General features: G+C 72.1%; 24 protein-coding genes. 14 read left to right on the forward strand and 10 right to left on the reverse strand.

What is annotated here, in order from left to right; translation table 11 throughout:
• Positions 1-3 precede the first annotated feature (3 nt).
• Entirely contained in the window at positions 4-408 is a 405-nt protein-coding gene (locus tag KBX43_RS13240) for an Asp23/Gls24 family envelope stress response protein (RefSeq protein WP_210884611.1), read from the forward strand.
• A gap of 15 nt (positions 409-423) precedes the next feature.
• Here the strand turns inward: KBX43_RS13240 and KBX43_RS13245 are convergent, their stop codons facing one another.
• A complete protein-coding gene (locus tag KBX43_RS13245) occupies positions 424-840 on the reverse strand; it encodes a winged helix-turn-helix domain-containing protein (protein WP_030503874.1) in 417 nt (138 codons plus the stop codon).
• Between the two features lie 265 nt (positions 841-1,105).
• Here KBX43_RS13245 and KBX43_RS13250 point away from each other — a divergent pair, with 265 nt between their 5' ends.
• From KBX43_RS13250 to KBX43_RS13265, 4 genes are all read left to right on the forward strand, one after another.
• Positions 1,106-1,432, forward strand: coding sequence for a DivIVA domain-containing protein (locus KBX43_RS13250; RefSeq protein WP_369799366.1), 327 nt, complete (start codon positions 1,106-1,108; stop codon positions 1,430-1,432).
• The gene (locus KBX43_RS13255; RefSeq protein WP_043328742.1) at positions 1,429-1,686 is read left to right on the forward strand and encodes a hypothetical protein; all 258 of its coding nucleotides are present in this window, start codon (positions 1,429-1,431) and stop codon (positions 1,684-1,686) included. The genes KBX43_RS13250 and KBX43_RS13255 overlap by 4 nt, the downstream gene beginning before the upstream one ends.
• Positions 1,687-1,838: 152 nt before the next feature.
• A complete protein-coding gene (locus tag KBX43_RS13260; protein WP_233514810.1) occupies positions 1,839-2,555 on the forward strand; it encodes a FadR/GntR family transcriptional regulator in 717 nt (238 codons plus the stop codon).
• Between the two features lie 191 nt (positions 2,556-2,746).
• Complete coding sequence (locus KBX43_RS13265; RefSeq protein ID WP_043328746.1) at positions 2,747-4,198, forward strand: P1 family peptidase; 1,452 nt, start codon at positions 2,747-2,749, stop codon at positions 4,196-4,198.
• Positions 4,199-4,434: 236 nt separating this feature from the next.
• Here KBX43_RS13265 and KBX43_RS13270 read toward each other — a convergent pair whose 3' ends face one another.
• From KBX43_RS13270 to KBX43_RS13285, 4 genes are all read right to left on the reverse strand, one after another.
• Positions 4,435-4,614, reverse strand: coding sequence for a hypothetical protein (locus KBX43_RS13270; RefSeq protein WP_140946394.1), 180 nt, complete (start codon positions 4,612-4,614; stop codon positions 4,435-4,437).
• A 201-nt stretch (positions 4,615-4,815) separates the two neighbouring features.
• Positions 4,816-6,336 (reverse strand): ABC transporter substrate-binding protein, encoded by a 1,521-nt coding sequence (locus tag KBX43_RS13275; RefSeq protein ID WP_064447812.1) that lies wholly within the window; start codon positions 6,334-6,336, stop codon positions 4,816-4,818.
• A gap of 124 nt (positions 6,337-6,460) precedes the next feature.
• Complete coding sequence (locus KBX43_RS13280) at positions 6,461-7,417, reverse strand: formylglycine-generating enzyme family protein (RefSeq protein WP_210884613.1); 957 nt, start codon at positions 7,415-7,417, stop codon at positions 6,461-6,463.
• A gap of 7 nt (positions 7,418-7,424) precedes the next feature.
• Positions 7,425-8,513 (reverse strand): 3-isopropylmalate dehydrogenase, encoded by a 1,089-nt coding sequence (locus KBX43_RS13285; RefSeq protein ID WP_064447810.1) that lies wholly within the window; start codon positions 8,511-8,513, stop codon positions 7,425-7,427.
• 185 nt (positions 8,514-8,698) lie between these two features.
• Between KBX43_RS13285 and KBX43_RS13290 the strand changes: the two genes are divergently transcribed.
• Genes KBX43_RS13290 through KBX43_RS13330 form a run of 9 tightly spaced genes read left to right on the forward strand, consistent with a single transcriptional unit; the run spans position 8,699 to position 19,633 of the window.
• Positions 8,699-10,225, forward strand: coding sequence for a PLP-dependent aminotransferase family protein (locus tag KBX43_RS13290; RefSeq protein WP_064447809.1), 1,527 nt, complete (start codon positions 8,699-8,701; stop codon positions 10,223-10,225).
• A gap of 11 nt (positions 10,226-10,236) precedes the next feature.
• Entirely contained in the window at positions 10,237-11,472 is a 1,236-nt protein-coding gene (locus KBX43_RS13295) for a M20 family metallopeptidase (RefSeq protein ID WP_043328753.1), read from the forward strand.
• Entirely contained in the window at positions 11,469-12,911 is a 1,443-nt protein-coding gene (locus KBX43_RS13300) for an aldehyde dehydrogenase family protein (protein WP_210884615.1), read from the forward strand. The genes KBX43_RS13295 and KBX43_RS13300 overlap by 4 nt, the downstream gene beginning before the upstream one ends.
• Before the next feature lie 22 nt (positions 12,912-12,933).
• Positions 12,934-13,878, forward strand: coding sequence for an ABC transporter permease (locus KBX43_RS13305; protein WP_069087252.1), 945 nt, complete (start codon positions 12,934-12,936; stop codon positions 13,876-13,878).
• A complete protein-coding gene (locus KBX43_RS13310; RefSeq protein WP_043328759.1) occupies positions 13,875-14,759 on the forward strand; it encodes an ABC transporter permease in 885 nt (294 codons plus the stop codon). Before KBX43_RS13305 ends, KBX43_RS13310 begins: the two co-directional genes overlap by 4 nt.
• A gap of 5 nt (positions 14,760-14,764) precedes the next feature.
• On the forward strand, positions 14,765-15,751 hold the full coding sequence (locus KBX43_RS13315; RefSeq protein ID WP_231915594.1) for an ABC transporter ATP-binding protein: 987 nt from the start codon (positions 14,765-14,767) through the stop codon (positions 15,749-15,751).
• Complete coding sequence (locus tag KBX43_RS13320) at positions 15,748-16,572, forward strand: ATP-binding cassette domain-containing protein (protein WP_030503861.1); 825 nt, start codon at positions 15,748-15,750, stop codon at positions 16,570-16,572. The genes KBX43_RS13315 and KBX43_RS13320 overlap by 4 nt, the downstream gene beginning before the upstream one ends.
• Positions 16,569-17,324 (forward strand): SDR family NAD(P)-dependent oxidoreductase, encoded by a 756-nt coding sequence (locus tag KBX43_RS13325; protein WP_113974631.1) that lies wholly within the window; start codon positions 16,569-16,571, stop codon positions 17,322-17,324. Before KBX43_RS13320 ends, KBX43_RS13325 begins: the two co-directional genes overlap by 4 nt.
• 8 nt (positions 17,325-17,332) lie before the next feature.
• The gene (locus KBX43_RS13330; RefSeq protein WP_210884617.1) at positions 17,333-19,633 is read left to right on the forward strand and encodes an arylsulfatase; all 2,301 of its coding nucleotides are present in this window, start codon (positions 17,333-17,335) and stop codon (positions 19,631-19,633) included.
• 75 nt (positions 19,634-19,708) lie between these two features.
• Here KBX43_RS13330 and KBX43_RS13335 read toward each other — a convergent pair whose 3' ends face one another.
• From KBX43_RS13335 to KBX43_RS13355, 5 genes are all read right to left on the reverse strand, one after another.
• Positions 19,709-20,977 (reverse strand): dihydrolipoamide acetyltransferase family protein, encoded by a 1,269-nt coding sequence (locus KBX43_RS13335; RefSeq protein WP_210884619.1) that lies wholly within the window; start codon positions 20,975-20,977, stop codon positions 19,709-19,711.
• A 14-nt stretch (positions 20,978-20,991) separates the two neighbouring features.
• Positions 20,992-21,966, reverse strand: coding sequence for an alpha-ketoacid dehydrogenase subunit beta (locus tag KBX43_RS13340; protein WP_064447802.1), 975 nt, complete (start codon positions 21,964-21,966; stop codon positions 20,992-20,994).
• 27 nt (positions 21,967-21,993) lie between these two features.
• Positions 21,994-23,124, reverse strand: a complete 1,131-nt coding sequence (locus KBX43_RS13345) for a thiamine pyrophosphate-dependent dehydrogenase E1 component subunit alpha (protein WP_166457020.1) — start codon at positions 23,122-23,124, stop codon at positions 21,994-21,996.
• A 116-nt stretch (positions 23,125-23,240) separates the two neighbouring features.
• Positions 23,241-24,572, reverse strand: coding sequence for an aspartate aminotransferase family protein (locus KBX43_RS13350; protein ID WP_069087255.1), 1,332 nt, complete (start codon positions 24,570-24,572; stop codon positions 23,241-23,243).
• A gap of 20 nt (positions 24,573-24,592) precedes the next feature.
• Positions 24,593-26,125 (reverse strand): CoA-acylating methylmalonate-semialdehyde dehydrogenase, encoded by a 1,533-nt coding sequence (locus KBX43_RS13355; RefSeq protein ID WP_374226005.1) that lies wholly within the window; start codon positions 26,123-26,125, stop codon positions 24,593-24,595.
• Positions 26,126-26,230: the final 105 nt, after the last annotated feature.

Raw genomic sequence — 26,230 nt, forward strand, 5'->3', positions numbered from 1 at the left:
CGCGTGGAGCACGACGCTACTCAGGAACTGCCGGTGACACCTGGCGTGGTCGCGGGCGGGAGCACTTCGGTGTCGGACGAGGTGGTCGAGAAGATCGCGGTGGCCGCCGCGAAGTCGGTGCCCGGGGTGGCCGAGCTGGGCGGCGACATCGCCCGCTTCTTCAACGCTGTGCTGGACCGGGTCGGGCTGGACCAGGTCGGGGACGCGCGGCGCGGCTGCTCGGCGCACGTCACCGACGGGTCGGCAGTGGTCAACCTCGTCCTCGTGATCGACGCCGGCCACCCGGTGCCGCAGGTGACCAGCGAGGTGCGGGCCGCTGTGGCGTCCGCGATCGAGGCGTACGGACTGCGCGCCGCCGAGATCAACATCCGGGTCGACGACGTGGCGATGGGTACGCCCACCGTCTGACGAGCGCCGCCCGGCTCAGTCGTGTGCCGGGCGGGTCAGCTCCACCTCGTCGCCCGGCAGCAACTCCACGTCGCCCTCCGGACCGTGGATCTCGAGCACCGGTACGCCCTCGTCCAGCAGCATGTTCCGGCGCTCGGCGCCGGTAGGCATCCGCGCGACGACTCTCGCGCCCGCGGCCAGCTCCACCTGCCTGCGCTGCGGCGTCTCCCGGACCCGCGTGCCGAGCGGACGGCTGGTGGTGACGAGCCCTTCCGACCGCAGCAGCGATATCGCCATCCGGACCGCGTCGCGGCCGATCTGGTGTTCCTGGCTGAGCCGCGACTCGCTGCCGACGCTCGCCCCGGGCGGCAGCGCGCCCGATTCGATCTGCTCCCGGATCAGGTCGGCGAGCTGGACGTAGACCGGCGTGTGCGAGCGCGGATCGATGGTCATGACGTAAGCCTTGTGCCCCGATAGATCTGATCCATCAAGGCTTTATGGCAATGATGGATTGTAGCCATGTTGGATTCTTGCTATGGTCGGAGCGTGTTCGCGCGGTAACCGGCGGACATGACTCCTTCGAGTGCGCTCAATCTCGACTGCCCCGGTGCCGTACCGCGAAGTGACGCTGCGGTGGCGGGGCGGGCGGGTCCGCCCGCGCGCGGCGGGCGGGTGGTCCCGCCCTTCCAGTCCCTTCGACCACGAGAGGCAGGCGTTCGTGCGGTGGAACATCCGGTGGCCCGGTCGGCGCGCGCGAGCCGGTCGCGGCACCACCCAGCCGGGCTGCTACCGGGCGGCCAACTACACGCCGTTGCGCCCCTGGCAGGTGCGGGAACGGCGGTTCCGGACGACGCGGCTGGGCCGGCGCGGGCTCGACCCGGCCGAGGTGCACGAGTTCCTCGACCGGGTGGCGCTCGACCTGGCCGACGTCTACCGGGCGCTCGGCGTCAGCCGGGAGGAGACCGCGCGGGTCCGGGACGCGCTGCGGCGCTGGCAGTCCGAGCAGGCGCAGATGCGGATGAACGCGGGAGCGTACCGTCGATGAGTCCCCGCGAGCGGTTCGTCATCCACCTGCCGGTCGTCGCCGGTGACCTGGCCGGCGCCGTACGCCTGGCCCGGGTCGTGGCCCGCTGGTCGGGCGTGCTCGCTCAGGCCGACCCGGGCGAGACCACCGTCTCGGCCGAGGACGAGCAGGGCGTACGCCATCGGGTCTTCTGTGATCTGCGGATGGGCGACGGCCGGCGCTGCCTGCTGCGGGCCGACCACGACGGCCCGTGCGCCCGCCGGCCGCTCCGGTGACCCGCCGCCCGGCCTGCGCACTCGTCGCGACGGGCGGGGGCTGACCACCGCACGGGTCGATGCACCGTACCGTTGTTCCCAGCGGCGCAAGGCCGCCGTGCGTCGGGAGGTTCGCCATGCCGAAGGGTGTCTCGTTCGCTCCAGTGCGAACCGTGAGGGCGTACGAGGGGATCGTCCGGCAGGTCGAGGAGCGGATCGCCGCCGGGGTTCTGCGGCCGGGGGACCGGCTGCCGAGCGAGCGCGAACTGACGACGCAGTTCGACGTCAGCCGGTCCACTGTGCGTGAGGCGCTGCGCGTGCTGGAGAGCAGCGGCCTGATCCGTTCGCGTCCCGGTGACCCGCTCGGGCCGCAGGTGATCGCCTCGACGGCCTCGGCGATGCGCAAGCTGTTCGCCCGGGTCGTGGACAGCCGGCGGCTCGGCGTGGCGGAGTTGCTCCAGTTCCGGATGATCATCGAGTCGGCGGCCGGTTCCGTCGCCGCCCGGATGGCGTCACCGTCCGAGCTGGACGAACTGGAGCAGGCGTTGGCGGGCATGCGGGACGCGGTGGCCGACGGCTACGAGGCGTTCAGCGCGGCCGACGTGCGCTTCCACGAGCACGTCGCCCGGCTGTCCGGGAACGAATTGCTCGTGCTCTGCCTCGACGCGGTCCGGAGCATGGTGCTGGACCTGATCTCCACCAAGCTCGCCGAGGCGCCGGACCGCGAGGCCCTGATGGAGCGCACCCTGGCCCACCACCGCCGCGTTCTCGACGCGATGCGCGCCGGTGAGGCCGACGAGGTCACCCGGCTGACCCGCGAGGAACTGCACCGCTACTACGCCGAGTACGTGCCGGAGGCGCGCCGCTCGATGGTGGACGTATTGCTCTGAATCCGCCTGATGTGGCCTGACCTCGGATTATGAGAGTCGGCCATCAGCTGAGCAGGCTCTTCCCTTCAACTGGTCTGACCAGTAGCCTCCCCCACATCTCGTCGTGTACCACGGGGGACCACCAGTTGCCCAATGCATCGACCGCCCCGGATTGGGGCGGAGGTCGCACCGCTTCACATGGGAGAAGCTGCATGAAGTCGTCCAGATTCGCCGCGATCGCCGCGGCAGCCCTGGTCTGTCCGGGACTCGTGCTCGTCGGGTCGCCCGCGTCGGCCAACCCCGCCGCCGGCGCCCCGGGCGCCCACAACGCCATCACCGACGTTCCCGGAATCCAGGTCGGCCAGGTTCAGTCCGACACCGCCCCGTACCTGACCGGCACCTCCGTCGTGTACATGCCGCAGATGTCTGTGGCCAGTGTGGACCAGCGTGGCGGCGCCCCCGCCACCAAGGAGACCGACCTGCTGAGCCCGCTCAACTCGAACCCGGGCGTCAACGCGATCCAGCTCGGTGGCAGCAGCATGTACGGGCTGTCCGCCACCAACGGCATCATCCGCTGGCTGGAGGACCGTGGCGAGGGCGTACGCGTCGGCGCCGGCGGCGTGGCCCCGATCGTTCCGGCCGCGGACATCTTCGACCTCGGCCGCGGCGGTGACCCGAAGGCGCGCACCTCCGCCGAGTGGGGTTACCTCGCGGCGCAGGCCACTTCGGACGGTCCGGTCCGTCAGGGCGGCGTCGGCGGCGGCACCGGCGCCCGCGGCGGCGGCCTGCGCGGCGGCGTCGGCACCGCCAGCGTCCACCTCGGCGACGGCATCTACGTCGGCGCCATGGTGATCGTCAACCCGGCCGGCTCCCCGGTCGACCCGGCCGACTGCACCCTGTACGGCGTCAAGTTCGGCATCGGCAACGAGTTCGCCGGCTACAAGGCTCCGAAGAAGCAGGAGTGCAACCCGCCGAGCACCGCCGCGCAGCAGCCGGCGAACACCACGATCGCCGTGGTCGCCACCAACGCGCCGCTGGAGAAGGCCGCTGCCCAGCGGATGTCCGGCAACGCGCACGACGGCATGGCCCGCGCGATCAGCCCGATCCACACCCTGGGCGACGGTGACACCGTCTTCGCCGTCTCCACCGGCAAGGGCGAGGCGCTGCAGATCAACGACCCGGCCGACACCCGTCAGCTGAACGCCATCTTCAACGCCGGCGCCAGCACGCTGGCCCGTGCCATCGCCAAGGCCGTTCTCTCGTCCGAGAGCATCGGCAACACCACCAGCTACTGCGACCGCTACCCCTCGGCCTGCAAGGGCATGAAGCAGCTCAAGCAGTGGCGTACGCAGGGCAACGCCCCGGACGTGACCCCGGAGACCTTCGCCCAGGCCACGCAGGCGCTGGCGCAGACCCCGGTCCCCGCGCCGGCCGGTGCCGACAACGGCAAGCCCAAGCCCAAGCCGAAGGCCGCTCCGGCGGGCAACACCACGCAGCAGGAGTCGCAGAACGGCATGGTCCTCGCCTCCGACAACACCGGCGGTCCCACGCTCTCCACGGGCGTGACCACGGGCCTGCTGGCCGCCGGCATCCTGGGCGTCGGCCTGCTGGGCATGCACCTGCGGGGTCGCCGCCGGGGGCAGGCTTCCGACCAGCTCGCCTGACACGCACGCCGTCTCACCCTCGCGCCGGTAGCTAGGCGCGTGTGAACGATCGAGGCGGGTTCCGTCCACTCCGGACGGGACCCGCCTCGCTGCGTTCGTCACCCCACCCGCCCCCGCGCGGCGCGCCCGGCGTGCGCCCGGCGTGCGCCTTGCCGATCTTGGACTTGTGGTGGCTCACAAAAGTCGCCACTCGGGCATCCTGGGCGCCACAACTCCAAGATCGGCGGAGTGGGCCGTCACGGCCCGCGCACCTCGAAGCAGGGCAGATGCTGGGCGCGCCGGACGCAGCCGGCCAGGCGCGGGGAGCGTGCCGCCTCGGCGGGTTGCTGCGCAGCGCTGTCGCCGGACTCCAGGGCCGGGCGTACGCAGTTCAGCCCCGGCTCGGCGACGATCGTCGACGTCCCGCGTCCGGGCAACGCGAACCCGGCTCGGCGATGCTCGTGCCCCGGGCGTTGCCCTAGAGGCCGTCGGCCGGCCCGAGCCGCTGCCGGGCCAGCCGGTGTCGGGGCGACCCGAGGCACGCCTGCACCATCACCTCGACCTCCTCGCGGGTGCAGGCACACGTAGAAGGACCTGGTGGGCGGGGCCCACCAGGTCCTTCTGGGTCGTGGTGCTGGCTACTTCTTGGAGACCTTGGTGACGTCGAACGACTGGGTCACCGCGTCCTTCGGGTAGCCCTCGACGCCGTCGCGGATCACCGCCAGGTTCGGCAGCAGGAACAGCCAGTCGCTGGCCGCCTCCTGCGAGATGACCTTCGCGGCCTCGGCGAACTTCTTGTCCCGGGTGGCTGCGTCCAGGGCCGTGTCGGCCTCGTTCATGAGCTGCGTGACGGCCGGGTTCTTGTACCGGTAGTAGTACTCCGGCTGGCCGTAGCGGACCAGGTCACGGGGCTCGACGTGGGCGATGATCGACATGTCGTAGTTGGCCTTGCCGAGCACCTTGTCCAGCCACTGCGGCATCTCGACGTTGTTCTGGGTCACCTTGATGCCGACCTCGGCGAGCTGCGAGGCGACGAACTGCGCGGAGGCGCGGGCGTAGCCGGGCGGCGGGACGTCCATGGTCAGGGTGAGCCCGTTCGCGTGACCGGCGTCGGCGAGCAGCTGCTTGGCCTTGGCGGGGTCGTGCGGGAAGTCACCGGTGCGGTCCTCGTACCACGGGTCGCTCGGCGGCACCATGCTGCCGATCTTCGTGCCGTAGCCGGACCACACGGTCTTGATCAGCGCGTCGTGGTCGATCGCGTGGCGGATCGCCTGGCGCACCCGGACGTCGGCCAGCGGGCCCTTGCTGTTGTTCATCGACAGGACGACCTCACCGGTCGTCTTGCCCTCGATCACCTGGAACTGCTTGTTGCCCTTGAACACCTCGAGCAGCTGCGGCGCCTGGATGTTCGCCACGATGTCGAGCTGGCCGGAGAGCATCGCGTTGTTCAGCGCGTTCGCGTCGGTGATGTAGCGGAAGACGGCGGTGGCGACCTTCGCCTTCTCACCCCAGTAGCCGTCGTTGCGCACCAGGGTGATGCTGTCGCCGCGGTTCCACTTGTCGAACTTGAACGGGCCGGTGCCGTTCGGCTTGGTCCCCAGGTCGGTGGCGTTCTCCTTGAGCACCACGCCGACGCGGCCGGCGACGTCGAACAGCCAGCTCTGGCTCGGCCGCGACAGCGTCACCTCCACCGTGGACGCATCCGGCGCCTCGACGGTCTTCACGACCGTCATCTGGGACTTGAACGGGTTCGTCGAGCCCTCCGCGGTCACCCGCTTGAAGCTCCACACCACGTCCTGCGCGGTGAGCTTCTGGCCGTCGTGGAAGGTCACGCCGTCGCGGAGCTTGAACGTGTACTTGGTGCCGTCGTCGGACATCTTCCATTCGCTGGCCAGCAGCGGCTCCACCTCACCGGTGTCCGCGTTCTGGCGCACCAGGCCCTCGTACACGTTGTAGAGCAGGACCTGCGGGATCGCGGCGCCGGCCTCGGCGGTCAGGTCGAGGCTCACCGGCTCGAGGTAGGCACCGAGGGTGACCGTACCGTTGCCGGAACCGCCACCGCCGGTGGTGGTCTCGGAGTCACCATCGCTACTGCACGCGGTCAGAGCCAGCGCCGTGGCGAGCAGCACGGCGGGCAGCGTTATCTTCAGCCGATTCATTCGTGTGTCCCATCGCGAAGAACGCCAAGGGCGCTCGTAGCCTGTGAGGCGGGACACTAGGAGTGTGGTACCCGATGCAAAAGGGCCAGTTCAGCGGGGTCGGCAGGTACCAATCGGCGTCTGACTACCGGGCCACCCGGAATCCGGTGTTGCCACTTGAGGAGTCAACGGTGGTTCGACTCCGTGCGGCCACGCGGTAACGGTTGCAATAAGAGTCGTGGCAGAGGTACGAACCACCTCTGATGACGCTCTCACCTGGTGAGACGTGTCCTCGGCGGTCGCGCCAGGGTTCGGCCGTGAGTTCCCAAACGTTGCCCGCGACGTCGTACAGGCCGTAGCCGTTCGGCGGAAACGTGGTCACCGGAGAGGTGCCCACGAACCCGTCGTCCGCGGTGTTGACAGTGGGGAAGGCGCCCTGCCAGATGTTGCACAGGTGCCGCCCGCCCGGGGTCAGCTCGTCGCCCCAGGCGTAGCGGGCCTGGGACAGCCCGCCGCGTGCCGCGTACTCCCACTCGGCCTCGGCCGCCAGCCGCGTCCCCGACCACTCGCAGTACGCCTCGGCGTCCCGGTGGGAGACGTGGACGACCGGATGCCGCTCGCGTCCGGACAGGCCCGAGCCGGGCCCGTCCGGGGCCGCCCAGCGCGCCCCCTCGACCGCCAGCCACCAGGGCGCGCCCGGCACCGTGGCGTCGAGCACCCACGGGCGCGCGGACGGCGCGAGCAGCAGGTGGAAGACGAAGGACCAGCCGTACCGTTCCGCGTCGGTGCGGTAGCCGGTGGCCTCGACGAAGCGGGCGAACTGCCGGTTCGTCACCGGTGTCGCGGCGATCTCGAACGGGGCCACGGTGACCGGGCGGACCGGCCCTTCCAGGTCCTCCGGGAAGCCCTCCGGATCGTCGGTGCCCATGAGGAAGGTACCGCCGGGCAGCGCGATCAGGTCGTCCGTACCGGCGGGGCCGGCGCGGACGGCACTGGGGCCGGCCGTCGATCCGGCGGCGGCGGGCGGGCGTTTCGGCGCGCAACACGGCGACGGCGGAGGGCTTCCTCCGCCGTCGTCCGGTTCAGCCGATTCGGTGCTCACATCCGCGCTACGCCGGCAGGGCGTCCGCCTGGTACGCGTCCTCGCTGATGGCGGCGGCGACGGCGTCCCCGAAGTCCTCCGTCGACATGCCCATCTCCGGCCCGCGCATCGCGCCCAGGCGCGGCAGCACCGCCTTCACCCCGTCCTCCAGGCTGCGGGCCGCCTCCGGGTGGCCCAGGTGCTCCAGCATCAGCGCGGCGCTGAGGATCGACCCGGCGGGGTTGGCCCAGCCCCGGCCCGCGATGTCGGGCGCGGAGCCGTGCACCGGCTCGAACATGCTCGGCGCCGACCCGGTCGGGTTGAGGTTGCCGCTCGCGGCCAGGCCGAGACCGCCCTGCACGGCCGCGCCGAGGTCGGTGATGATGTCGCCGAACAGGTTGTCGGTGACCACGACGTCGAACCGCTCCGGCTGGGTGACCAGGTAGAGGCACATCGCGTCGACGTGCACGTACTCCACCGAGATCTCCGGGTACTCCGCCGCGACCTCCTCGAAGGTCCGCTGCCACAGGTCGCCGGCGTACGTGAGGATGTTCGCCTTGTGCACCAGGGTCACGTGCTTGCGGCGGGTCAGGGCCAGCCGGAAACCGTGCCGGATGAGGCGTTCGACCCCCTTGCGCGTGTTGACCGACTCCTGGGTGGCGATCTCGTCCGGCCCGCCCCGGTGGATGAAACCGCCGGCACCGACGTAGGCGCCCTCGGTGTTCTCCCGCAGGATCACCAGGTCGCACTGCTCCGGACGCAGCCCGCCGATGGGCGAGGGCACACCTGGTAGCAGCTTGACCGGCCGCAGGTTGACGTACTGGTCGAAAGCGGTCCGCAGATGGATGACCAGGCCGCGTTCCAGCACCCCGGGTGGCACCGAGGGGTCGCCGACGGCGCCGAAGAGAATGGCGTCCGCCTTGGCCAGTTCCCGCTCCACGTCCGGCGGCACGACCTGGCCGGTGATCCGCCAGTAGTCCGCGCCGAGTTCGTAGTCTTCCCAGACCAGGTCCAGCCCGAACCGCTGGGCGGCGGCGTCGCACGCCTTGACCGCCTGCGCGGTGACCTCCGGTCCGATGCCGTCGCCGGGCACCAGCGCGATTCGCTGGGCGCTCATTAGTCCACCTCTGTCCGCGTGCAGGAGACCCTCACCTGCCATCGTCGGCCAAGAGTGGCGGGATCGGGCCCTCCGCAACAGGTCCAGGTCTCCGGCTAGGCTGGTACCAGCGGGATGCGGATGGTGTGCGCAGGAGTGCGACGACGGGACGAGGCGAGATCCCCGCGAGAGGTGGGGAGGTCGAGATGGCGGATTTTCTGCTGCCGGTCAACCCGCAGAGCTCGGTTCCGCTCTACGAGCAGATCATCACGGGGCTCGAGGACGCGATCCTCGCGGGGCAGTACGACGACGGCCCGCTGCCCAGCACCCGCCGTCTGGCCGAGGCGCTGGGCGTCTCCCGGAACACGGTGCTGACCGCGTACGACCGGCTCATGGAGCAGGGCCTGATCGCGACGATTCCCCGGCGCGGCCTCTACGTCTCCTCCGAGGCGGTGGTCCGGATGCGGGCCGCGCGCCGGACCTCCCGCTCCGCGACACGGCCCATCGACTGGGAGGCACGGCTGCCCGAGCCGCCGCCCACCCCCGTACACCGGGACCCGGCGTGGTCGCGGGCGCCGTTCCCCTTCGTCGTCGGCCAGCCGGATCCCGGCATGTTCCCCACCGGCGCGTGGGAGCGGGCGCAGCGCGAGGCGGTACGGCAGGACGGGCTGTCCCGGGTGATCGGGGACGCCGGCCAGGCCGACGACCCGCAGCTCGTCCGCCAGCTCTGTGAGCACGTGCTGCCGTCGCGGGGCATCTCGGCCGAGCCGAACCAGGTGATGATCACGCTGGGCTCGACGCACGCGCTGCACCTGCTGGCGAGCGTCCTGGTCCGGCCGGGCAGCGTCGTGCTGGTGGAGGACCCGGGCTACCCCGACGCGCGGACGATCATGCAGATGGCGGGCGCCGACGTGGTGCCCGGCCGGGTGGACGAGGACGGCCTCGTCGTGGAGGACCTGCCGGCCGACCTGCACGGCGCGGAGCTGGTGTACGTCACGCCGAGCCACCAGTACCCGACCGGCGCGACGATGTCGGCGTCCCGGCGTGAGGAGCTGCTGCGCCGGGCCGGCGCGGCGGACGCGGTGGTGATCGAGGACGACTACGACCCGGAGATGACGTTCCGGGGCATCCCGGCGGTCGCGGTGCGGGCGCTGGACGACGAGGACCGCGTGGTCTACCTCGGCAGCTTCAGCAAGCTGCTGGCGCCGGGCCTGCGGCTCGGTTACGTGGTGGCGTCCCCGGCGCTGGTGGAGGCGATGCGGGCCCGCTCCCGCTACGTGCTGCGCCACCCGCCCGGACCGATGCAGCGCGCCCTGGCCCGGATGATCGCCAGCCGGGACCTCGCCCGCCACGTGCGCCGTATCCGCGCCCACTACCAGGGGCTGTACGAGGAGATGACGCGCGCGATCGAGCGCCACGTGCGCTGGGGGCCGCAGCCGGTGCCGCGCGGCGGCCTGGCCCGGTGGATCACCGGCCCGCCCGGTCTGGACGCCGGGCAGCTCGCCGTCGACCTGCGCCGCCAGGGTGTCCTGCTCGACCCGGGCGAGCCGTACTGGACCACCCGCCCCACCCCGCGTCACCACTTGCGGCTGGGGTACCAGGTGATGCCGCTGGACCGGATCGACGAGGGGGTCCGGCGGGTCGCCGCGGCCGTAGAAGACCAGGTCCGGCCACGGCTGGTACCCCCACCGACCCGGAAACTGGACGTTCCCCTCCGGGGTCGGAGTTCGTAACCTCCGACGCCATGACGTCGGACACCCATGCCTCCCTCCGCGCCGGCCATCTCGTGGACGAGCAAGCCGTCGTGTCGCTCACCCAGGACCTGGTCCGCATCCCCTCGACCTGGGACGCCGCGCAGGGGCGGAGCGAGCAGCCAGTGGCGGAGCTCGTCGCGCAGGTCATGCGGGGCTTCGGCTGGCGGCCGGAGGTCACCGAGGTCGTTCCCGGGCGGCCCAACGTGGTGGCGGTGGTGGAGGGCGGCCTGCCCGGCCCGACGCTGATGTTCGAGGGGCACACCGACGTCGTCACCGAGGGTTCTCCCGAGGAGTGGACGGTCGACCCGTTCGGCGGCGACATCGTCGACGGGCGGCTGTACGGTCGCGGCTCCGCCGACATGAAGGCCGGCGTCGCCGCGATGATCCACGCGGCCCGGGCCGTCGAGCTGGCCGGACCGTTCCCGGGCCGGATCGTGGTGGCGGCCCTGGTGGACGAGGAGGGCCAGATGCTCGGCGCGAAGCACTTCACCACCACCGCGCTGGCCCGCGAGGTGGACGCCGCGATCATCTGCGAGCCGGAGGCGGAGGAGATCTGCGCGGTCGCCAAGGGCGCGGTCCGCCTGCTGGTCACCTGCACCGGCAAGATGGCGCACGGCGCGATGCCGCAGCACGGCCGCAACCCCGTACCGGCGGTGGCGGAACTGGTGGCCGCGCTCGGCCGGTACCAGAAGGAGCTGCAGGCCGACCCGGGGGAGCACGAGCACCTCGGCCTGACGTTCCTGACCCCCACGGTCCTGGACGCCGGCTCCGCCGACCAGCTCAACGTCATCCCCGGCCGCGCCGTGCTCGGCGTGGACTGCCGGACCGTCCCCGGTGTCGACCACGCCGCGCTCGCCGCGCGCGTGCGCTCCGACGCCGACGAAATCGGCGCCCGGCACGGTGTCAGCTTCGCCGTCGAGGTCGTCGACGACCGGCCGTGCGCGGTCACCCCGGAGGACCACCCGATCTCGCTCGCGGTGGCGCAGGCGCACAGCGCCGTCACCGGTACGGCGCCGGTCTTCGGCGGTGTGCCCGGCGCGACCGACGGCACCATCCTGTGGCGCGACAGCGGCATCCCGAACGTGGTGTACGGCCCCGGCCCGAAGTGGATCGCCCACCAGCCCGACGAGTACGTCGAGGTCGACGACATCGTCCGCAAGACCAGGGTCTACGCCGAGGCGGCGCTGGCCTTCCTCACCGGCGCCGCGACGGGTGCGGCGTCGTGACCGCGCAGGAGCTGCTGGGCGCGCTGCCCGCCGGCCTGCCGATCGGCGCGGGCTGGGCCACCACCGCGCAGACCGCGCCGGTCCGTTTCCCGTACGACGGCAGCACCGTGACCCAGGCGCCCTGGGGTGACACCGCCGACGCGGAAGCGGCTGTCGACGCCGCGCACGAGGTCGCCGCGGAGATGGCCGGCCTGCCCGGTCACCGGCGGCGCGCCATCCTCACGACAGTCGCCGCCGAGGTCCGCGCCCGCGCCGACGACCTCGCCGAACTGCTGGTCCTGGAGACCGGCAAGCCGCTTGTCGACTGCCGGGTCGAGGTCGCCCGCACGCTCGTCACGCTGGAGACGGCGGCCGAGGAGGTCGGACACCTCACCGGCGAGACGGTGGCACTGGACATGCAGCCGGCCGGCGAGGGCATGCTCGGCTTCTGGGTACGCCGACCGGTCGGCGTCGTCGTCGGCATCACCGGGTTCAACTACCCGCTGCTGCTGGCCGCCCACAAGGTCGCGCCGTCGGTGGCGGCGGGCTGCCCGGTGATCGTCAAGCCGGCGCCGAACACGCCGCTGGCCACGCTGGTGCTGATCGACCTGTTCCGCCGGGCGGGCTGCCCGGCCGCCGGCGTCCAGCTCGTCACCGGCGGTGTCGAGGTCGGCAAGCTCCTGACCACCCACCCGCGCGTCGCCGCCGTGTCGTTCACCGGGTCCGCGCACGTCGGCCACCAGATCGCCCGCGCCGCGGCCCCGCGCAAGGTGCTGCTGGAACTCGGGTCCAACGCGGCGCTCGTCGTCGGCCGCGACGCCGACCTCGACCGGGCCGCGGAAGCGGTCGTACGCGGCGGGTTCTACGCCTCCGGCCAGGCGTGCATCAGCGTGCAGCGGGTGATCGTCGAGGAGCCGGTCCGCGAGGCGCTGCTGGACCGCCTCCGGCCGCTGCTGGCGAACGTCACCACAGGTGATCCCCGGTCCGCCGACACCCGCGTGTCCGCCCTGGTGGACGAGGCGTCCACCGAGCGGGTCCACTCGTGGGTGGACCGCGCGGTCGCCGCCGGGGCGCGCTGCCTGGCCGGCGGTACGGCGCAGGGCCGGGTGCTGCAGCCGACGGTGCTCGTCGACGTCCCCGAGGACGCCGAGTGCTGGGCGGAGGAGATCTTCGGGCCGGTGGTCTGCGTCCGGTCGGTGCCGGACATGGACGCGGCAGTCGAGCTGGTCAACCGGTCCCGCTACGGGCTCCAGGCCGCCGTCTTCACCCGCGACCTGGCGGTGGCGCTCGACGTGGTGCGCCGCCTCGACGTCGGTGGCGTGCTCGTCAACGAGGTGCCCGGCTTCCGCGCCGACAACATGCCGTACGGCGGCGTCAAGGACTCCGGCATCGGCCGGGAGGGACCGCGCTTCGCCATGGAGGAGCTGACCGTGACCAAGATGGTGATGATCAGGCCATGATTCGGAGTGGGAGCACACAGGCATGGTGATCTACTTCGTCCGGCGGCTGGCCATCCTCGCGGTATCCCTGTTCGCCGCGTCGATCCTCGTCTTCACGATGCTGTCGCTGCTGCCGGGCGACCAGGCGCAGGCGATGCTCGGCGTGAACGCCACCCCGGAGGCGCTGGAGGCGCTGCGGGAGCAGTTCGGGACGAACCGCCCGTTCACCGAGCGGTACCTCGACTGGGCCGGCGGCCTGATCCGCGGTGACTTCGGCATCTCGCCGCTCAGCGGGGTGTCGGTCGGCTCGGAGATCGGCGACAAGCTCGGCGTGACGGTGCCGCTGATCCTGGCCGGGATGACGCTGGCGCTGCTCATCGCCGTACCGCTGGGCATCCTCGCCGCGGTGAAGAGCCGGACCGCGATCGGCACGGCGCTGTCCGCGCTGAGCCAGGTCGGCATCGCCGTTCCGTCGTTCTGGCTCGGCATCCTGCTCATCACCGTGTTCGCGGTGAAGCTGCAGTGGCTGCCCGCCGGCGGGTTCACCGGATGGGACGACTTCGGCGGCGCCGTGCGGGCCCTGCTGATGCCGGCGCTGGTCCTCGGCGTGGCCCAGGGCGCGATCCTGATGCGCTACGTCCGGTCCGCGGTGGTCGAGGTCATGCAGGAGGACTTCATCCAGACCGCGCGGGCCAAGGGGCTCAGCCGCTCGCAGGCGCTGACCCGGCACGCGCTGCGCAACGCGGCCATTCCGGTCATCACCGTCCTCGGTCTGCAACTCGCGACGCTGCTCATCGGCACCGTCGTGATCGAGAACGTCTTCGGCCTGCCCGGTCTCGGCCGGATGCTGCTGCAGGACGTGGGCAACCGCGACCTGCTGAAGGTGCAGGGCACGGTGATGGTGCTGACCGCCGCGGTGCTTCTGATCAACTTCGTCGTCGACGTGGTGTACCACGCGGTCGACCCCAGGCTGAGGAGCAAGGCATGACATCAGTCGCCGACGCCCCACCGGACGCCACCGCCGACGTCGTCGCGGCCGGCCCGGTCAAGCCGCGCCGCCGCTGGAACCTCACGCTGGTGATCGGCGCCGGCCTGGTGGGCCTGGTCGTCCTCACCGCGCTGGTGTCGTTCCTCTGGACGCCGTACGACCCGACTCGGGTCGACCCGTCGCAGACGCTGCTCTCCCCGGGCGGCGACCACTGGCTCGGCACCGACCACTTCGGCCGGGACATCGTCAGCCAGCTCCTCGTCGGCGCGCGGACCACACTGTTCGTCGGCGTCGTCGCCGTGGCGATCGCGGCCGTCGTCGGCGTACCGCTGGGTCTGCTCGCCGCCACCGGGCACCGCTGGCTCAGCGAGCCGGTGATGCGGGCGCTGGACATCGTGTTCGCGTTCCCGGCCATCCTGCTGGCGATCATCCTGGCCGCAGGCTTCGGCGCGTCCACGCTCACCGGCATGATCGCGATCGGCGTCGCCAACGTCCCGGTGTTCGGCCGCCTCACCCGGGCCGGCGCGATGCAGGTGCTGCAGAGCGACTTCGTGCTGGCCGCGCGCAGCTACGGCCGCCGGGGCGTGGTGCTCATGGTCCGGTACGTGCTGCCCAACATCGCGGCCCTGCTGATCGTGCAGGCGTCGGTGTCGTTCGCGCACGCGGTGCTCGCCGAGGCGGCGCTGTCCTACCTCGGGTACGGCACCCCGCCGCCGACCCCCACCTGGGGCCGGATGCTCCAGGAGGCCCAGAACTACTTCGTCGTGCAGCCGATGCTGGCCGTCTGGCCCGGTCTGGCCATCGCCCTGTCGGTGCTCGGGTTCAACCTCATGGGCGACGGGCTGCGCGACGCCCTCGACCCGCGGCTGAGAGGACGGTGACCGGCGTGAGCGGGCTCGTGGTGGAGGACCTCGTCGTCAAGGTCCACGACATCCAGGCCGTCAAGGGCGTCTCGTTCGAGATCGGGCGGGGCCGGCGGATGGGGCTCATCGGCGAGTCCGGCTGCGGCAAGTCCCTGACCGCGCTCGCGCTGATGGGCCTGCTGCCGCACGGTGTGACGGCGTCCGGCCGGGTGCTGCTCAACGGGCGGAACCTGCTCGACCTGTCCGACAAGCAGATGTGCGCGGTCCGCGGCAACGACATCGCCATGGTGTTCCAGGAGCCGATGACGGCGCTGAACCCGCTGATGCGGGTCGGCAACCAGGTCGCCGAGTCGCTGCGGCTGCACAAGGGGATGAGCCGCGCGGCGGCCTCCGCCCGCGCCGTCGAACTGCTCGAACGGGTCCAGCTGCCCGAGCCCGACCGGACCGCGCGCAAGTACCCGCACCAGCTCTCCGGCGGTCAGCGCCAGCGCGTCGTGCTGGCCATCGCGCTGGCGTGCGACCCGGCCGTGCTGGTCGCGGACGAGCCCACCACCGCGCTGGACGTCACGGTGCAGGCGGAGATGCTGCGGCTGATGGACACGCTGGTGCGCGAGGAGGGCGCGTCGCTGCTGCTCATCACGCACGACCTGCCGGTGGTCGCCAGCATCTGCGAGGAACTGCTCGTCATGTACGGCGGCTCGATCGTCGAGCACGGCGACGTGACGACGGTCTTCGACTCGCCCCGGCACCCGTACACGGCGGGCCTGCGGGCGTCGACGGTGCTGGAGAGCACCGACGGCAGCGGCCGGCTGTCGACCATCCCGGGCCGCGTGCCGTCGCTCGGGTCGTTCCCCACCGGCTGCGTGTACCGCAACCGCTGCCCGCGCGCCGACGACGTCTGCGGCACCGTGCCGCTGCTGACGGCGCCGCCCGGCAGCACCCAGCGGGCCGCCTGCCACCACCCGATCGAGAGCGACCAGCCCCTAGGAAGCGGGAAGGCCAGCGCATGACCACCACCCCGTTGCTGGAAGCCGTCGACGTGGTGCGCGAGTACCGCGCCCCGCGGCGGTCGCTGCGTACGCCGGGCCAGCCGATCCGCGCGCTGGACGGCGTGAGCGTGCAGGTCCACGAGGGCGAGGCGTTCGGCATCGTGGGGGAGAGCGGCTCCGGCAAGTCGACGCTGTCGCGCATCCTCATGGCCCTCGACCAGCCGACGTCGGGCACCGCGTTCTACAACGGGCAGCGCATCAGCGGCGTACCGGAGCGGAAGCTCGCGTTCCTGCGGCGCGACGTGCAGATGGTGCTCCAGGACCCGATGTCGTCGCTGAACCCGCGGATGCGCGTCGCGGACATCATCGCGGAGCCGATGCGCGCGCTGCGCCTGCCCGGCGACCACCGGGCCCGGGTGGCCGAGCTGATGCACTCCGTCGGCCTGCCCGAGGAGGCGGTGACCCGCTACCCGCACCAGTTCTCCGGCGGTCAGCGGCAGCGCATCGCGATCGCCCGCGCCCTCGCGGCCGGGCCCAAGGTCATCGTCGGGGACGAGCCGGTCAGCGCGCTCGACGTGTCGGTGCGCGCGCAGATCCTCAACCTGCTCACCGACCTGGCCGAGCAGTTCAAGCTGACCCTGATTCTGGTCTCCCACGACCTGTCCGTGGTCCGGTACCTCTGCGACCGGATCGCGGTGATGAACCAGGGCCGGATCGTCGAGACGGGTGACACCGAATCGATCTACTCCGACCCCCAGCACCCCTACACCCAGAGGCTGCTGTCCGCGGTGCCCACCCTGAGCGGCGACCTCCTGGACCGATTCAACAGGAGCAGCACATGAGGTTGGTTGACCGCGTCGCCGTCGTCACCGGAGGCGCCAGCGGCATCGGACTGGCCACCGTCGGCCGGCTGGTCGAGGAGGGCGCGCGCGTCGTCATCGCCGACCTCGACGGCGACCGCGCCGCCGAGGCGGCCGCCGGCTTCGGGTCCGCCGTCGTCGGCGTGGCCTGCGACGTCACCCGGGCCGCTGACTGCCGCGCCGCCGTCGAGACCGCCGTCGAGCGGTTCGGGCGGCTCGACCTCATGCACGCGAACGCCGGTACGCCGTTCACCGGACCGGTCGACGAGGTGGACCAGGCGACGCTGGACCGCGTGATCGACGTCAACCTCAAGGGCGCGTTCTGGACCGCGCAGGCGGCCACGCCCGCGCTGATCGAGGCCGGCGGCGGCTCGATCGTGTTCACCGCGTCCCTGCAGGCCGTCATCGCCCGCCCCCGGTACGCGCCGTACACCGCCGCCAAGCACGGCGTCATCGGCCTGATGAAGGCGCTGGCGCTGGAACTCGCGCCGCACGGCATCCGGGTCAACGCGATCGCCCCGGCGGCGACCGAGACGCCGATGCTGTCGGCGTTCCTCGGTGGCATGGGCGACGTGCCGGACAGCGCCCGGGAGAACTTCCGCGCGTCGATCCCGCTGGGCCGCATGGCGACGCCACGGGACTCCGCCGACGCGGTGGTGTTCCTCGCCAGCGAGGAGGCGCGGATGGTCACGGGCCACACGCTCGTCCTCGACGGCGGCACGACGGCCGGCTGAGGCGTACCGTGACCAGTTCGCTGGCGGACCCTCCGTACGAGGGCACGATCGGACGCACCTACCACGATTCCACGGAGCACTGGAGCGCGCCGCCGTCGGCCGCCCCGGGCACCCCGAACGTGGTGTACGTGCTGCTGGACGACGTCGGGTTCGCCGACTTCGGCTGCTTCGGCGCCGAGATCGACACCCCGACGATCGACCGGCTGGCCGCGTCCGGGCTGCGGTACACCAACTTCCACACGTCGCCGCTGTGCTCGCCGACCCGGGCCAGCGTGCTCACCGGCCGCAACCACCACAGCGTCGGCATGCGCATGCTGTCCAACTTCGACAGCGGCTTCCCCAGCGGCCGGGGCCGGATCACCCACGCCGCCGCCACCGTCGCGGAGATGCTCGCCGACGCCGGGTTCAACACCATGGCGGTCGGCAAGTGGCACGTCGCGCCGCTGGAGCACACCACGCCGTCCGGGCCGTACGACCAGTGGCCGCTGGGCCGTGGCTTCGAGCGGTACTACGGCTTCCTGGAGGCGGAGACCGACAACTTCTATCCGGAGCTGGTCCACGACAACCACCAGGTGGACCCGCCGGCCACCCCGGAGGAGGGTTACCACCTCACCGAGGACCTGACCGACCGGGCCATCGGGTTCGTCCGGGACCAGACGTCGTTCACCCCGGAGAAGCCGTTCTTCCTCTATCTGGCGTACGCCGCGGCGCACGCCCCGCACCAGGCCCCGCCGGAGTACCTGGCGAAGTACCGGGGCCGCTACGACGCCGGCTGGGACGTCGTCCGCGCGGACCGGCACCGGCGGCAGATCGGGCTGGGCATCATCCCGCCGGACGCGCCGCTGCCACCGCACAACCCCGGCGTCGTGCCGTGGGACGACGTGCCGCCGGAGCAGCGCCGCCTGTTCGCCCGCATGCAGGAGGCGTACGCGGCGATGGTCGACCACACCGACGCCCAGCTCGGGCGCCTGGTCGACTTCCTGGAACGGATCGGCCGCCTCGACAACACGATCTTCGTGGTCATGTCGGACAACGGGGCCAGCCCCGAGGGCACGCCGCTCGGCACGCTCAACCCCACCGCCTTCCAGAACCGGGTGCCGGAGAACCTCCAGGACAGCCTGGACCGGATCGACGAGATCGGCGGCCCGCGGGCGCAGAGCAACTACCCGCTGGGCTGGGCGCAGGTCAGCAACACCCCGTTCCGCCGCTACAAGCAGCACACCCACGAGGGCGGGGTCCGGGTGCCGTTCGTGCTGAGCTGGCCGGCCGGTGACGTGCCCGGCGGGCAGGTGCGCACGCAGTTCCAGCACAGCATCGACGTCACCGCGACGGTGCTCGACCTGGTCGGGGTGCAGCCGCCCGCGGTGCGCCGGGGCGTACCGCAGATGCCGCTGCACGGCCGCAGCTTCCGCGACGGGCTGCGCGACCCGGCGGCGCCGCCGTCGCGGGACCGCCAGTACTTCGAGATGTTCGGCCACCGGGGCATCTACCACCAGGGCTGGAAGGCGGTCGCGTTCCACGAGCGCGGCACCTCGTGGGACGAGGACCGCTGGGAGCTGTACCGGATCGACGAGGACCCGACCGAGAGCCGGGACCTCGCCGCCGAGTACCCGGAGGTGCTGCGGCGTCTCATCGAGGAGTTCTGGATCGAGGCGGCCCGCTACGACGTGCTGCCGCTGGACGACAGGGGATTCGCGGTCCGGGCCCGGGTGCCACGCCCCGGGTCGGTGCGGGACCGGCTTGTCTTCACCTACCTGGCGGGCGTACCGACTGTGTCCGGCGCGGCGGTGCCGCCGACGATGAACCGCTCGCACGCCATCACCGCGCGGGTGCGCCGCACCGACGCGGCGCAGGGCGGCGTGATCGTGGCGCTCGGCAACGTCAGCGGCGGCTACGTGCTGCACATCAAGGACAACCGCCTGGTGTACGAGTACAACTACCTCGGCGAGCACCACGTGCTGCGGTCCGAGGGCGAGCTGCCGCTGGGCCCGGTGGAGCTGACGTTCGAGCTGACGAAGACCGCCGACTGCCAGGGCGTCGGCCGGCTGTACGTGGACGGCGAGGCGGCGGGCGCGGCGCTGTTCCCGCGGTTGCTGCCGTTCTTCCACGGGTTCGCCGGCATGGACATCGGGCGCAGCATCCACTCGCCGGTGTCGCCGAGCTACCCGGCCCGGCACGAGTTCTCCGGCGAGCTGGAGTACGTGCGGTTCCGGCTGGCCGCGTCCGAGGAGGTCGGCGAGCCCATCGCGGCGGCGGACGACGTCGCGCCACGGCCGTCGGCCGGCGTGGGGTTCGAGGTCGTGGACTGACGCGCGCGGCGCGTACGGCGACGGCGCGTGGACGGACCTCGTTGTCCGTCCACGCGCCGTCTGTCTGCGGGGGCCTCAGCGCAGGGCCAGGCCCCACAGCGGGTCCTCCAGGAACCGCCCGACGTGGGCGAGCACCCGGCTGCCCAGCTCCCCGTCCACGAGCCGGTGGTCGAACGACAGTGACAACTGCACCGTCCACCGGGGAACGACCTGCTCGTCGACGACCCACGGCATGCGGCGCAGCGCGCCGAGGCAGAGGATCGCCGCCTCACCGGGGTTGAGGATCGGGGTGCCCGCGTCCACCCCGAACACCCCGATGTTGGTGATGGTGACGGTGCCGCCGGCCAGGTCGGCGGGACGGGTGCGGCCCTCCCGCGCGGTGGCCGCCAGCTCGTTCAGCGCGACCGCGAGGTCCCGTACCGGAAGGGTCTGCGCGGCCTTGACGTTCGGCACCAGCAGGCCGCGCGGCGTCGCGGCGGCGATGCCGAGGTTGACGTCGGCGAACCGGACGATCTCCTGGTTCTCCTCGTCCCACCGGGCGTTGACGTCCGGGTGCCGGCGGATCGCGTCCAGCAGCGCCAGCGACGCCACGAGCAGCGGGCTGACCTTGATGCCCTGGAAGGACGGGTCCCGCTTCAGCCGGTCCACGAACTCGACGGTGCCGGTCATGTCGACGGTGAGGAACTCCGTGACGTGCGGCGCGGTGAACGCGCTGGCGACCATGGCGGCGGCCGTCGCCTTGCGCACCCCGCGTACGGGCAGGCGCTCGTCCCGCCGGGCGTCGGTCGCCGCTGCCGGGCCGGTGGTGTGGTCGAGCAGGTCCTGGCGCGTGATCCGGCCGCCGGGGCCGCTGCCGCGCACGTCGGCCAGTTCCACGCCGAGGTCCTTCGCGAGCTTGCGCAGCGGCGGCTTGGTGAGCACCGGCGGCCGGGACGTGTGCGGCCGGCGGGCCGGCTCGGCCGGGCGGACCGACGGCGTGGCGCGGCGGGGCCGGCGGGTCCGCGCCTGGGCGGACACCCCGTAGCCCACGAGCACCGCGGTACGTTCCTCGGCGGGCTCCTCGGCGGGCGGCGATGCGGCATCCGGCGCGGCGTCCGCGTCACCGCCGGTCCGGATCGCGATGATCGGCGAGCCGACCTCGACGGTCTGCCCCTCCTCGGCGAGCAGGCGGTCCACCACCCCGGCGTACGGGCTGGGCAGCTCGACGACGGCCTTTGCCGTCTCGATGTCCACCAGGATGTCGTTGAGGCCGACTGGATCGCCCGGAGCGACCCGCCAGGTGACGATCTCGGCCTCCGTGAGGCCCTCGCCGACGTCGGGCAGGCGGAACTGCTGAACGCTCACTGGTACCTCTCCCTTCACGCGGCCAGGACGCGGTCGACGGCGTCGAGGATCCGGTCCAGGTCGGGCAGGTACTCCTCCTCGACCTTGGCCGGCGGGTACGGCAGGTTGAACCCGCCGACCCGCTCGACCGGCGCCTCCAGCGAGTAGAAGCACCGGCTCGTCACCTGCGCGACGACCTCGGCGCCGAACCCGGCGAACGTGGGGGCCTCGTGGACCACCACCGCCCGCCCGGTACGGCGGACCGACTCCTCGATGGTCGCCACGTCCAGCGGGGAGATGGACCGCAGGTCGATCACCTCGATGTCGCGGCCCTCCTGCGCCGCGGCCTCGGCGGCGGCGACGCAGGTGGCGACGGTGCCGCCGTACGTCAGCAGCGTGACGTCGGCACCGGGACGCACGACGCGGGCGCGGTGAAGCGGCATCGGCGGCCCGGCGTCCTCCGGTGTCACCTCGCCCTTGACCCAGTAGCGGCGCTTCGGCTCGTAGAAGATCACCGGGTCGTCACCGGCGATGGCCTGGCGGATCATCCAGTGCGCGTCGTCCGGGCTGGCGCAGTAGACGACCCGCAGCCCGGCGGTGTGCGCGAAGTACGCCTCGTTCGACTCGCTGTGGTGCTCCACCGCGCCGATGCCGCCGCCGACCGGGATGCGCACCACCACCGGCAGGGCGGTACGGCCGCCGGTGCGGGCCCGCATCTTGGCGAGCTGGGAGACGATCTGGTTGAACGCGGGGTAGACGAAGCCGTCGAACTGGATCTCGCAGACCGGGCGGTACCCGCGCAGCGCCAGCCCGATGGCGGTGCCGATGATCCCGGACTCGGCGAGGGTGGTGTCCACCACCCGGGCCTCGCCGAAGTCCTTCTGCAGACCGTCGGTGACCCGGAAGACGCCGCCGAGCCGGCCGACGTCCTCGCCCATCAGGAGGACCTTGTCGTCGTCCTCCATGGCGCGGCGCAGGCCGCTGTTCAGTGCCTGACAGAGAGTGAGCATGAACGAGTTCTCCGATCGGGGCGGACGTCAGTCGAGGAAGGAGCCGCGGTAGGCGACGAACGCGTCGCGCTCCTCCCGCAGAAGCTGGGGCACGTCGGACAGCACCGTGGCGAAGGCGTCCGCGAGGTCCGGGGCCGTCAGGGCCAGGCACTCCCGGCGGGTCCGGTCGGCGAGTTCGTCCGCCTCGGCCTGGATCTGGCCGAGGAACGTCTCGTCGCTCCAGCCCTCGGCGCGCATCAGCGCCTCGACCCGGGCCAGCGGGTCCCGCGCCCGCCAGGCTTCCAACTCGTCGTCGGTGCGGTACCGGGTCGGGTCGTCGGACGTGCTGTGCCCGCCCATCCGGTACGTGGTGGCCTCGACGATCGCGGGGCCGCTGCCTGCGCGGGCGTGCTCGGTCACCGCCGACGTCACCGCGTACACCGCCAGCACGTCGTTGCCGTCGACCCACTCGCTGCGCAGGCCGAACCCGGCGCCGCGCCGGTGGATCGGGGTACGCGTCTGCGACGCGGTCGGCGTGGAGATGGCCCACTGGTTGTTCTGGCAGAAGAACACCATCGGGGCGGCGTTCACGGCGGCGATGTTCATTGCCTCGCTCGCGTCGCCCTCACTGGCCGCGCCGTCACCGAAGTACGTCACGACCACCGTGTCGCTGCCGTCGCGCTGCACGCCGAGCGCGTACCCGGTGGCGTGCAGCAGCTGCGCGGCCAGCACCAGCGTGTAGATGTGGAACGAGTACGGCTCCGGGTCCCAGCCGCTGTGCGCGACGCCGCGCCACTGCCGGAGCAGGTCGGCCGGGCCGATGCCGCGCCACAGCGCCGCCGCGTGCTCGCGGTAGCTCGGGAAGACGTAGTCGTCGGCGCGTACCGCCGCGACGGAGCCGACCTGTGCGGCCTCCTGGCCACGGCACTGCAGCCACAGGCCCAGCTCGCCCTGTCGCTGCAACGCGAACGCCTCGTCGTCGAGGCGGCGGGCCAGCCGCATCCCCCGGTACAGGTCGCGGGTGAGGCGGCCGAGGGCGTCTCGGTCGACGTCCACGTCCGGGTGCAGGCGTCCGTCCGGCGTGACGAGCTGGGTCCAGCCCTCGGCGGCGCGCGGAAGGTCGGTGGTGCCGGTGAAGGGGTTGGTGACCGGTGGGTCGGCGAGATCTACGGTAGTCATTCGTCACCTTCTGGGTGCGTCGGTCTCCGCGTCACCGGGGTCGCCGGCCGTCTCGCGGATCTCGGATATGGGACCGCCCGCCGGGGTGGACCCGGCGGGCGGTGATGGGCGTACGTCTAGACCGTGTGCCGGTCGGCGAGTGTCAGCGCCTCGTCGAGGACCGCCAGTCCCGCCTTGGCCTCCGTCTCCGACACGGTGCAGGGCGGCACCACGTGGATCCGGTTGAAGTTGGCGAACACGACCAGGCCGCCCCGCTTGCACTCGGCCAGCACGTCGTTCATCTCCGGCGACGAGGCCCCGTACGGCGCCAGCGGCTCCCGGGTCTCGCGGTCGCGGACCAGTTCCAGCGCCCAGAAGACGCCGAGCCCGCGTACGTCCCCGACGCTCGGGTGCCGCTCGGCGATCTCGCGCAGCCCCGGGCCGAGCACGTCCGCGCCGATCCGGGCGGCGTTCTCGACGATGCCCTCGTCCCGCATCGCGTTGATGGTCGCGACGGCGGCGGCGGTGGCCAGCGGGTGGCCGGAGTAGGTCAGCCCGCCGGGGTAGGGGCGGGTGGCGAACGTGTCGGCGACGTGGTCGGCGATCACCACACCGCCGAGCGGCACGTAACCGGAGTTCACGCCCTTGGCGAAGGTGATCAGGTCGGGCGTCACGCCGTAGTGGTCGATGGCGAACCAGGCGCCGGTACGCCCGAACCCCGCCATCACCTCGTCGGCGATGTAGAGGATGCCGTGCCTGTTGCACAGCTCGCGTACGCCGGCGAGGAAGCCCGGCGGCGGCGGCATGATGCCGGCGGTGCCCGGCACGGTCTCCAGCACGATCGCGGCGATGGTGGACGGGCCCTCCATCTCCACGACCCGTTCGAGGTGGCGCAGCGCGAGCCGGCTCTCCTCCTCCTCGGTCGTGGCGCCGAACTCCGACCGGTACAGGAACGGGCCGAAGAAGTGCACGACCCCGGCGGTGCCGTTGTCGCTGGGCCAGCGACGCGGGTCGCCGGTCAGGTTCACCGCGGTCTGGGTGCCGCCGTGGTAGCTGCGGTACTGGGACAGCACCTTCGGCCGGCCGGTGTGCAGCCGGGCCATCCGGACGGCATGCTCGATCGCGTCCGCGCCGCCGTTTGTGAAGAACACCTTCTCCAGGCCCGCCGGGGTCCGCTCGGCGATCAGCCGGGCCGCCTCGCTGCGGGCGTCGTTGGCGTACGACGGCGCGATGGTGCACAGCTTGGCGGCCTGCTCCTGGATCGCCGCCACGACCGCCGGGTGCTGGTGGCCGATGTTGGTGTTGACGAGCTGGGAGGAGAAGTCCAGGTAGCGGTTCCCGTCGCCGTCCCAGAAGTACGAGCCCTCGGCGCGCTCGACGACCATCGGGTCGAGCAGGGCCTGGGCCGACCAGGAGTGGAAGACGTGGGCGCGGTCGAGTTCGTAGGTGCGGCGTGCGCTGGTGCTCATTGTCGCGTCTCTCCCGCTGCTCAGACGTTCTCGGGGAAGCCGAGGTTGATTCCGCCGTGGCTGGGGTCGAGCCAGCGGGAGGTGACGACCTTGCCGCGGGTGAAGAAGTGCACGCCCTCGGCGCCGTGGGCGTGGGAGTCGCCGAAGAGGCTGTCCTTCCAGCCGCCGAACGAGTAGTAGGCCATCGGCACCGGGATCGGCACGTTGACGCCGACCATGCCGACCTCGACCTCGTTCTGGTACCGGCGGGCCGCGCCGCCGTCGTTGGTGAAGATGGCGGTCCCGTTGCCGTAGGGGTTGGAGTTCACCAGCTTGAGCGCCTCGTCGTAGCTGCCGACCCGCACCACGGACAGCACCGGCCCGAAGATCTCGTCGGTGTACACGCTCATCTCCGGCGAGACCCGGTCCAGCAGGCTCGGCCCGAGCCAGAACCCGGACTCGTCGCCGTCGACCTGCACCTTCCGCCCGTCCACCACCAGTTCGGCGCCGGCCTCGACGCCCGCGTCCAGGTACGACGCGACCCGGTCGCGGTGCTCCCGGGTGACCAGCGGCCCCATGTCGCAGGAGCGGCGGCCGTCACCGATCTTCAGGCCGGCGATGCGCTCGCGGATGCGCGCCACCAGGTCGTCGGCGACGGGCTCGACGACCACCAGGGCGGAGATCGCCATGCACCGCTCGCCGGCCGAGCCGAACCCGGCGTTGACCGCCGCGTCGGCGGCCAGGTCGAGGTCGGCGTCCGGCAGCACCACCATGTGGTTCTTCGCGCCGCCGAGGGCCTGTACGCGCTTGCCGTTGCGGGTGCCGGTCTCGTACACGTACCGGGCGATCGGGGTGGAGCCGACGAACGACACGGCCTTGACCTCGGGGTGCTCCAGCAGCCGGTCGACAGCGACCTTGTCGCCGTGCACCACGTTGAACACGCCGGCGGGCAGGCCGGCCTGCTCCCAGAGCCGGGCGACGAGCAGCGACGCGGACGGGTCCTTCTCGCTGGGCTTGAGCACGACGGCGTTGCCGGCCGCGATGGCGATCGGCACGAACCACATCGGGACCATCACCGGGAAGTTGAACGGGGAGATGACGGCGCAGACGCCGACCGGCTGCCGGATGGAGTAGACGTCCACGTTCGTGGACACGCCCTCGGAGTAGCCGCCCTTGAGCAGGTGCGGGATGCCGCAGGCGAACTCCACGACCTCCAGGCCGCGGGTGACCTCGCCCAGGGCGTCCGAGACGACCTTGCCGTGCTCGGCCGTGATCAGCTCGGCCAGTTCCTGCTTGTGCTGGTTCACCAGCTCCCGGAACGCGAACAGCACCTGGGTGCGCTTGGTCAGCGACGAGTTCCGCCAGGAGGCGAACGCGGCGGCGGCGGAGGCGACCGCCTGGTCCACCTCGTCGGCGGAGGCCAGCGGCACCTCCGTCCGGACCGCGCCCAGCGCCGGATCGTAGACTGGGGCCGTACGCTCGGTGACGCCGGCGAACGCCTTGCCGTCGATCCAGTGGGTCACCCGCTCCAGCGGGACGGGAGCGGGCACGGTGCCGGGTGCTGTCTGGGTCATGCCCGGATCATCTGCGCTTCCCCAGGCCCGGGCAATGGGCACTGTGTCGTTCCAGCCCGGGAGAAGCACACATACTGTGCGCCGGAGCGAGGAGGGAGACGGTCT

The sequence above is a fragment of the Micromonospora sp. C41 genome, assembly GCF_018070485.1.
Taxonomy (GTDB): Bacteria; Actinomycetota; Actinomycetes; order Mycobacteriales; family Micromonosporaceae; genus Micromonospora; species Micromonospora chalcea.

Bases quoted from the DNA above. Each gene is read 5' to 3' on its own strand.
- KBX43_RS13340 (WP_064447802.1), bottom strand. From the start codon at position 21,966: ATGCTCACTCTCTGTCAGGCACTGAACAGCGGCCTGCGCCGCGCCATG.
- KBX43_RS13355 (WP_374226005.1), bottom strand. From the start codon at position 26,125: ATGACCCAGACAGCACCCGGCACCGTGCCCGCTCCCGTCCCGCTGGAG.
- KBX43_RS13245 (WP_030503874.1), bottom strand. From the start codon at position 840: ATGACCATCGATCCGCGCTCGCACACGCCGGTCTACGTCCAGCTCGCC.
- KBX43_RS13275 (WP_064447812.1), bottom strand. From the start codon at position 6,336: ATGAATCGGCTGAAGATAACGCTGCCCGCCGTGCTGCTCGCCACGGCG.
- KBX43_RS13305 (WP_069087252.1), top strand. From the start codon at position 12,934: ATGGTGATCTACTTCGTCCGGCGGCTGGCCATCCTCGCGGTATCCCTG.
- KBX43_RS13325 (WP_113974631.1), top strand. From the start codon at position 16,569: ATGAGGTTGGTTGACCGCGTCGCCGTCGTCACCGGAGGCGCCAGCGGC.
- KBX43_RS13320 (WP_030503861.1), top strand. From the start codon at position 15,748: ATGACCACCACCCCGTTGCTGGAAGCCGTCGACGTGGTGCGCGAGTAC.
- KBX43_RS13310 (WP_043328759.1), top strand. From the start codon at position 13,875: ATGACATCAGTCGCCGACGCCCCACCGGACGCCACCGCCGACGTCGTC.
- KBX43_RS13350 (WP_069087255.1), bottom strand. From the start codon at position 24,572: ATGAGCACCAGCGCACGCCGCACCTACGAACTCGACCGCGCCCACGTC.
- KBX43_RS13285 (WP_064447810.1), bottom strand. From the start codon at position 8,513: ATGAGCGCCCAGCGAATCGCGCTGGTGCCCGGCGACGGCATCGGACCG.
- KBX43_RS13295 (WP_043328753.1), top strand. From the start codon at position 10,237: ATGACGTCGGACACCCATGCCTCCCTCCGCGCCGGCCATCTCGTGGAC.
- KBX43_RS13345 (WP_166457020.1), bottom strand. From the start codon at position 23,124: ATGACTACCGTAGATCTCGCCGACCCACCGGTCACCAACCCCTTCACC.
- KBX43_RS13255 (WP_043328742.1), top strand. From the start codon at position 1,429: ATGAGTCCCCGCGAGCGGTTCGTCATCCACCTGCCGGTCGTCGCCGGT.
- KBX43_RS13265 (WP_043328746.1), top strand. From the start codon at position 2,747: ATGAAGTCGTCCAGATTCGCCGCGATCGCCGCGGCAGCCCTGGTCTGT.
- KBX43_RS13290 (WP_064447809.1), top strand. From the start codon at position 8,699: ATGGCGGATTTTCTGCTGCCGGTCAACCCGCAGAGCTCGGTTCCGCTC.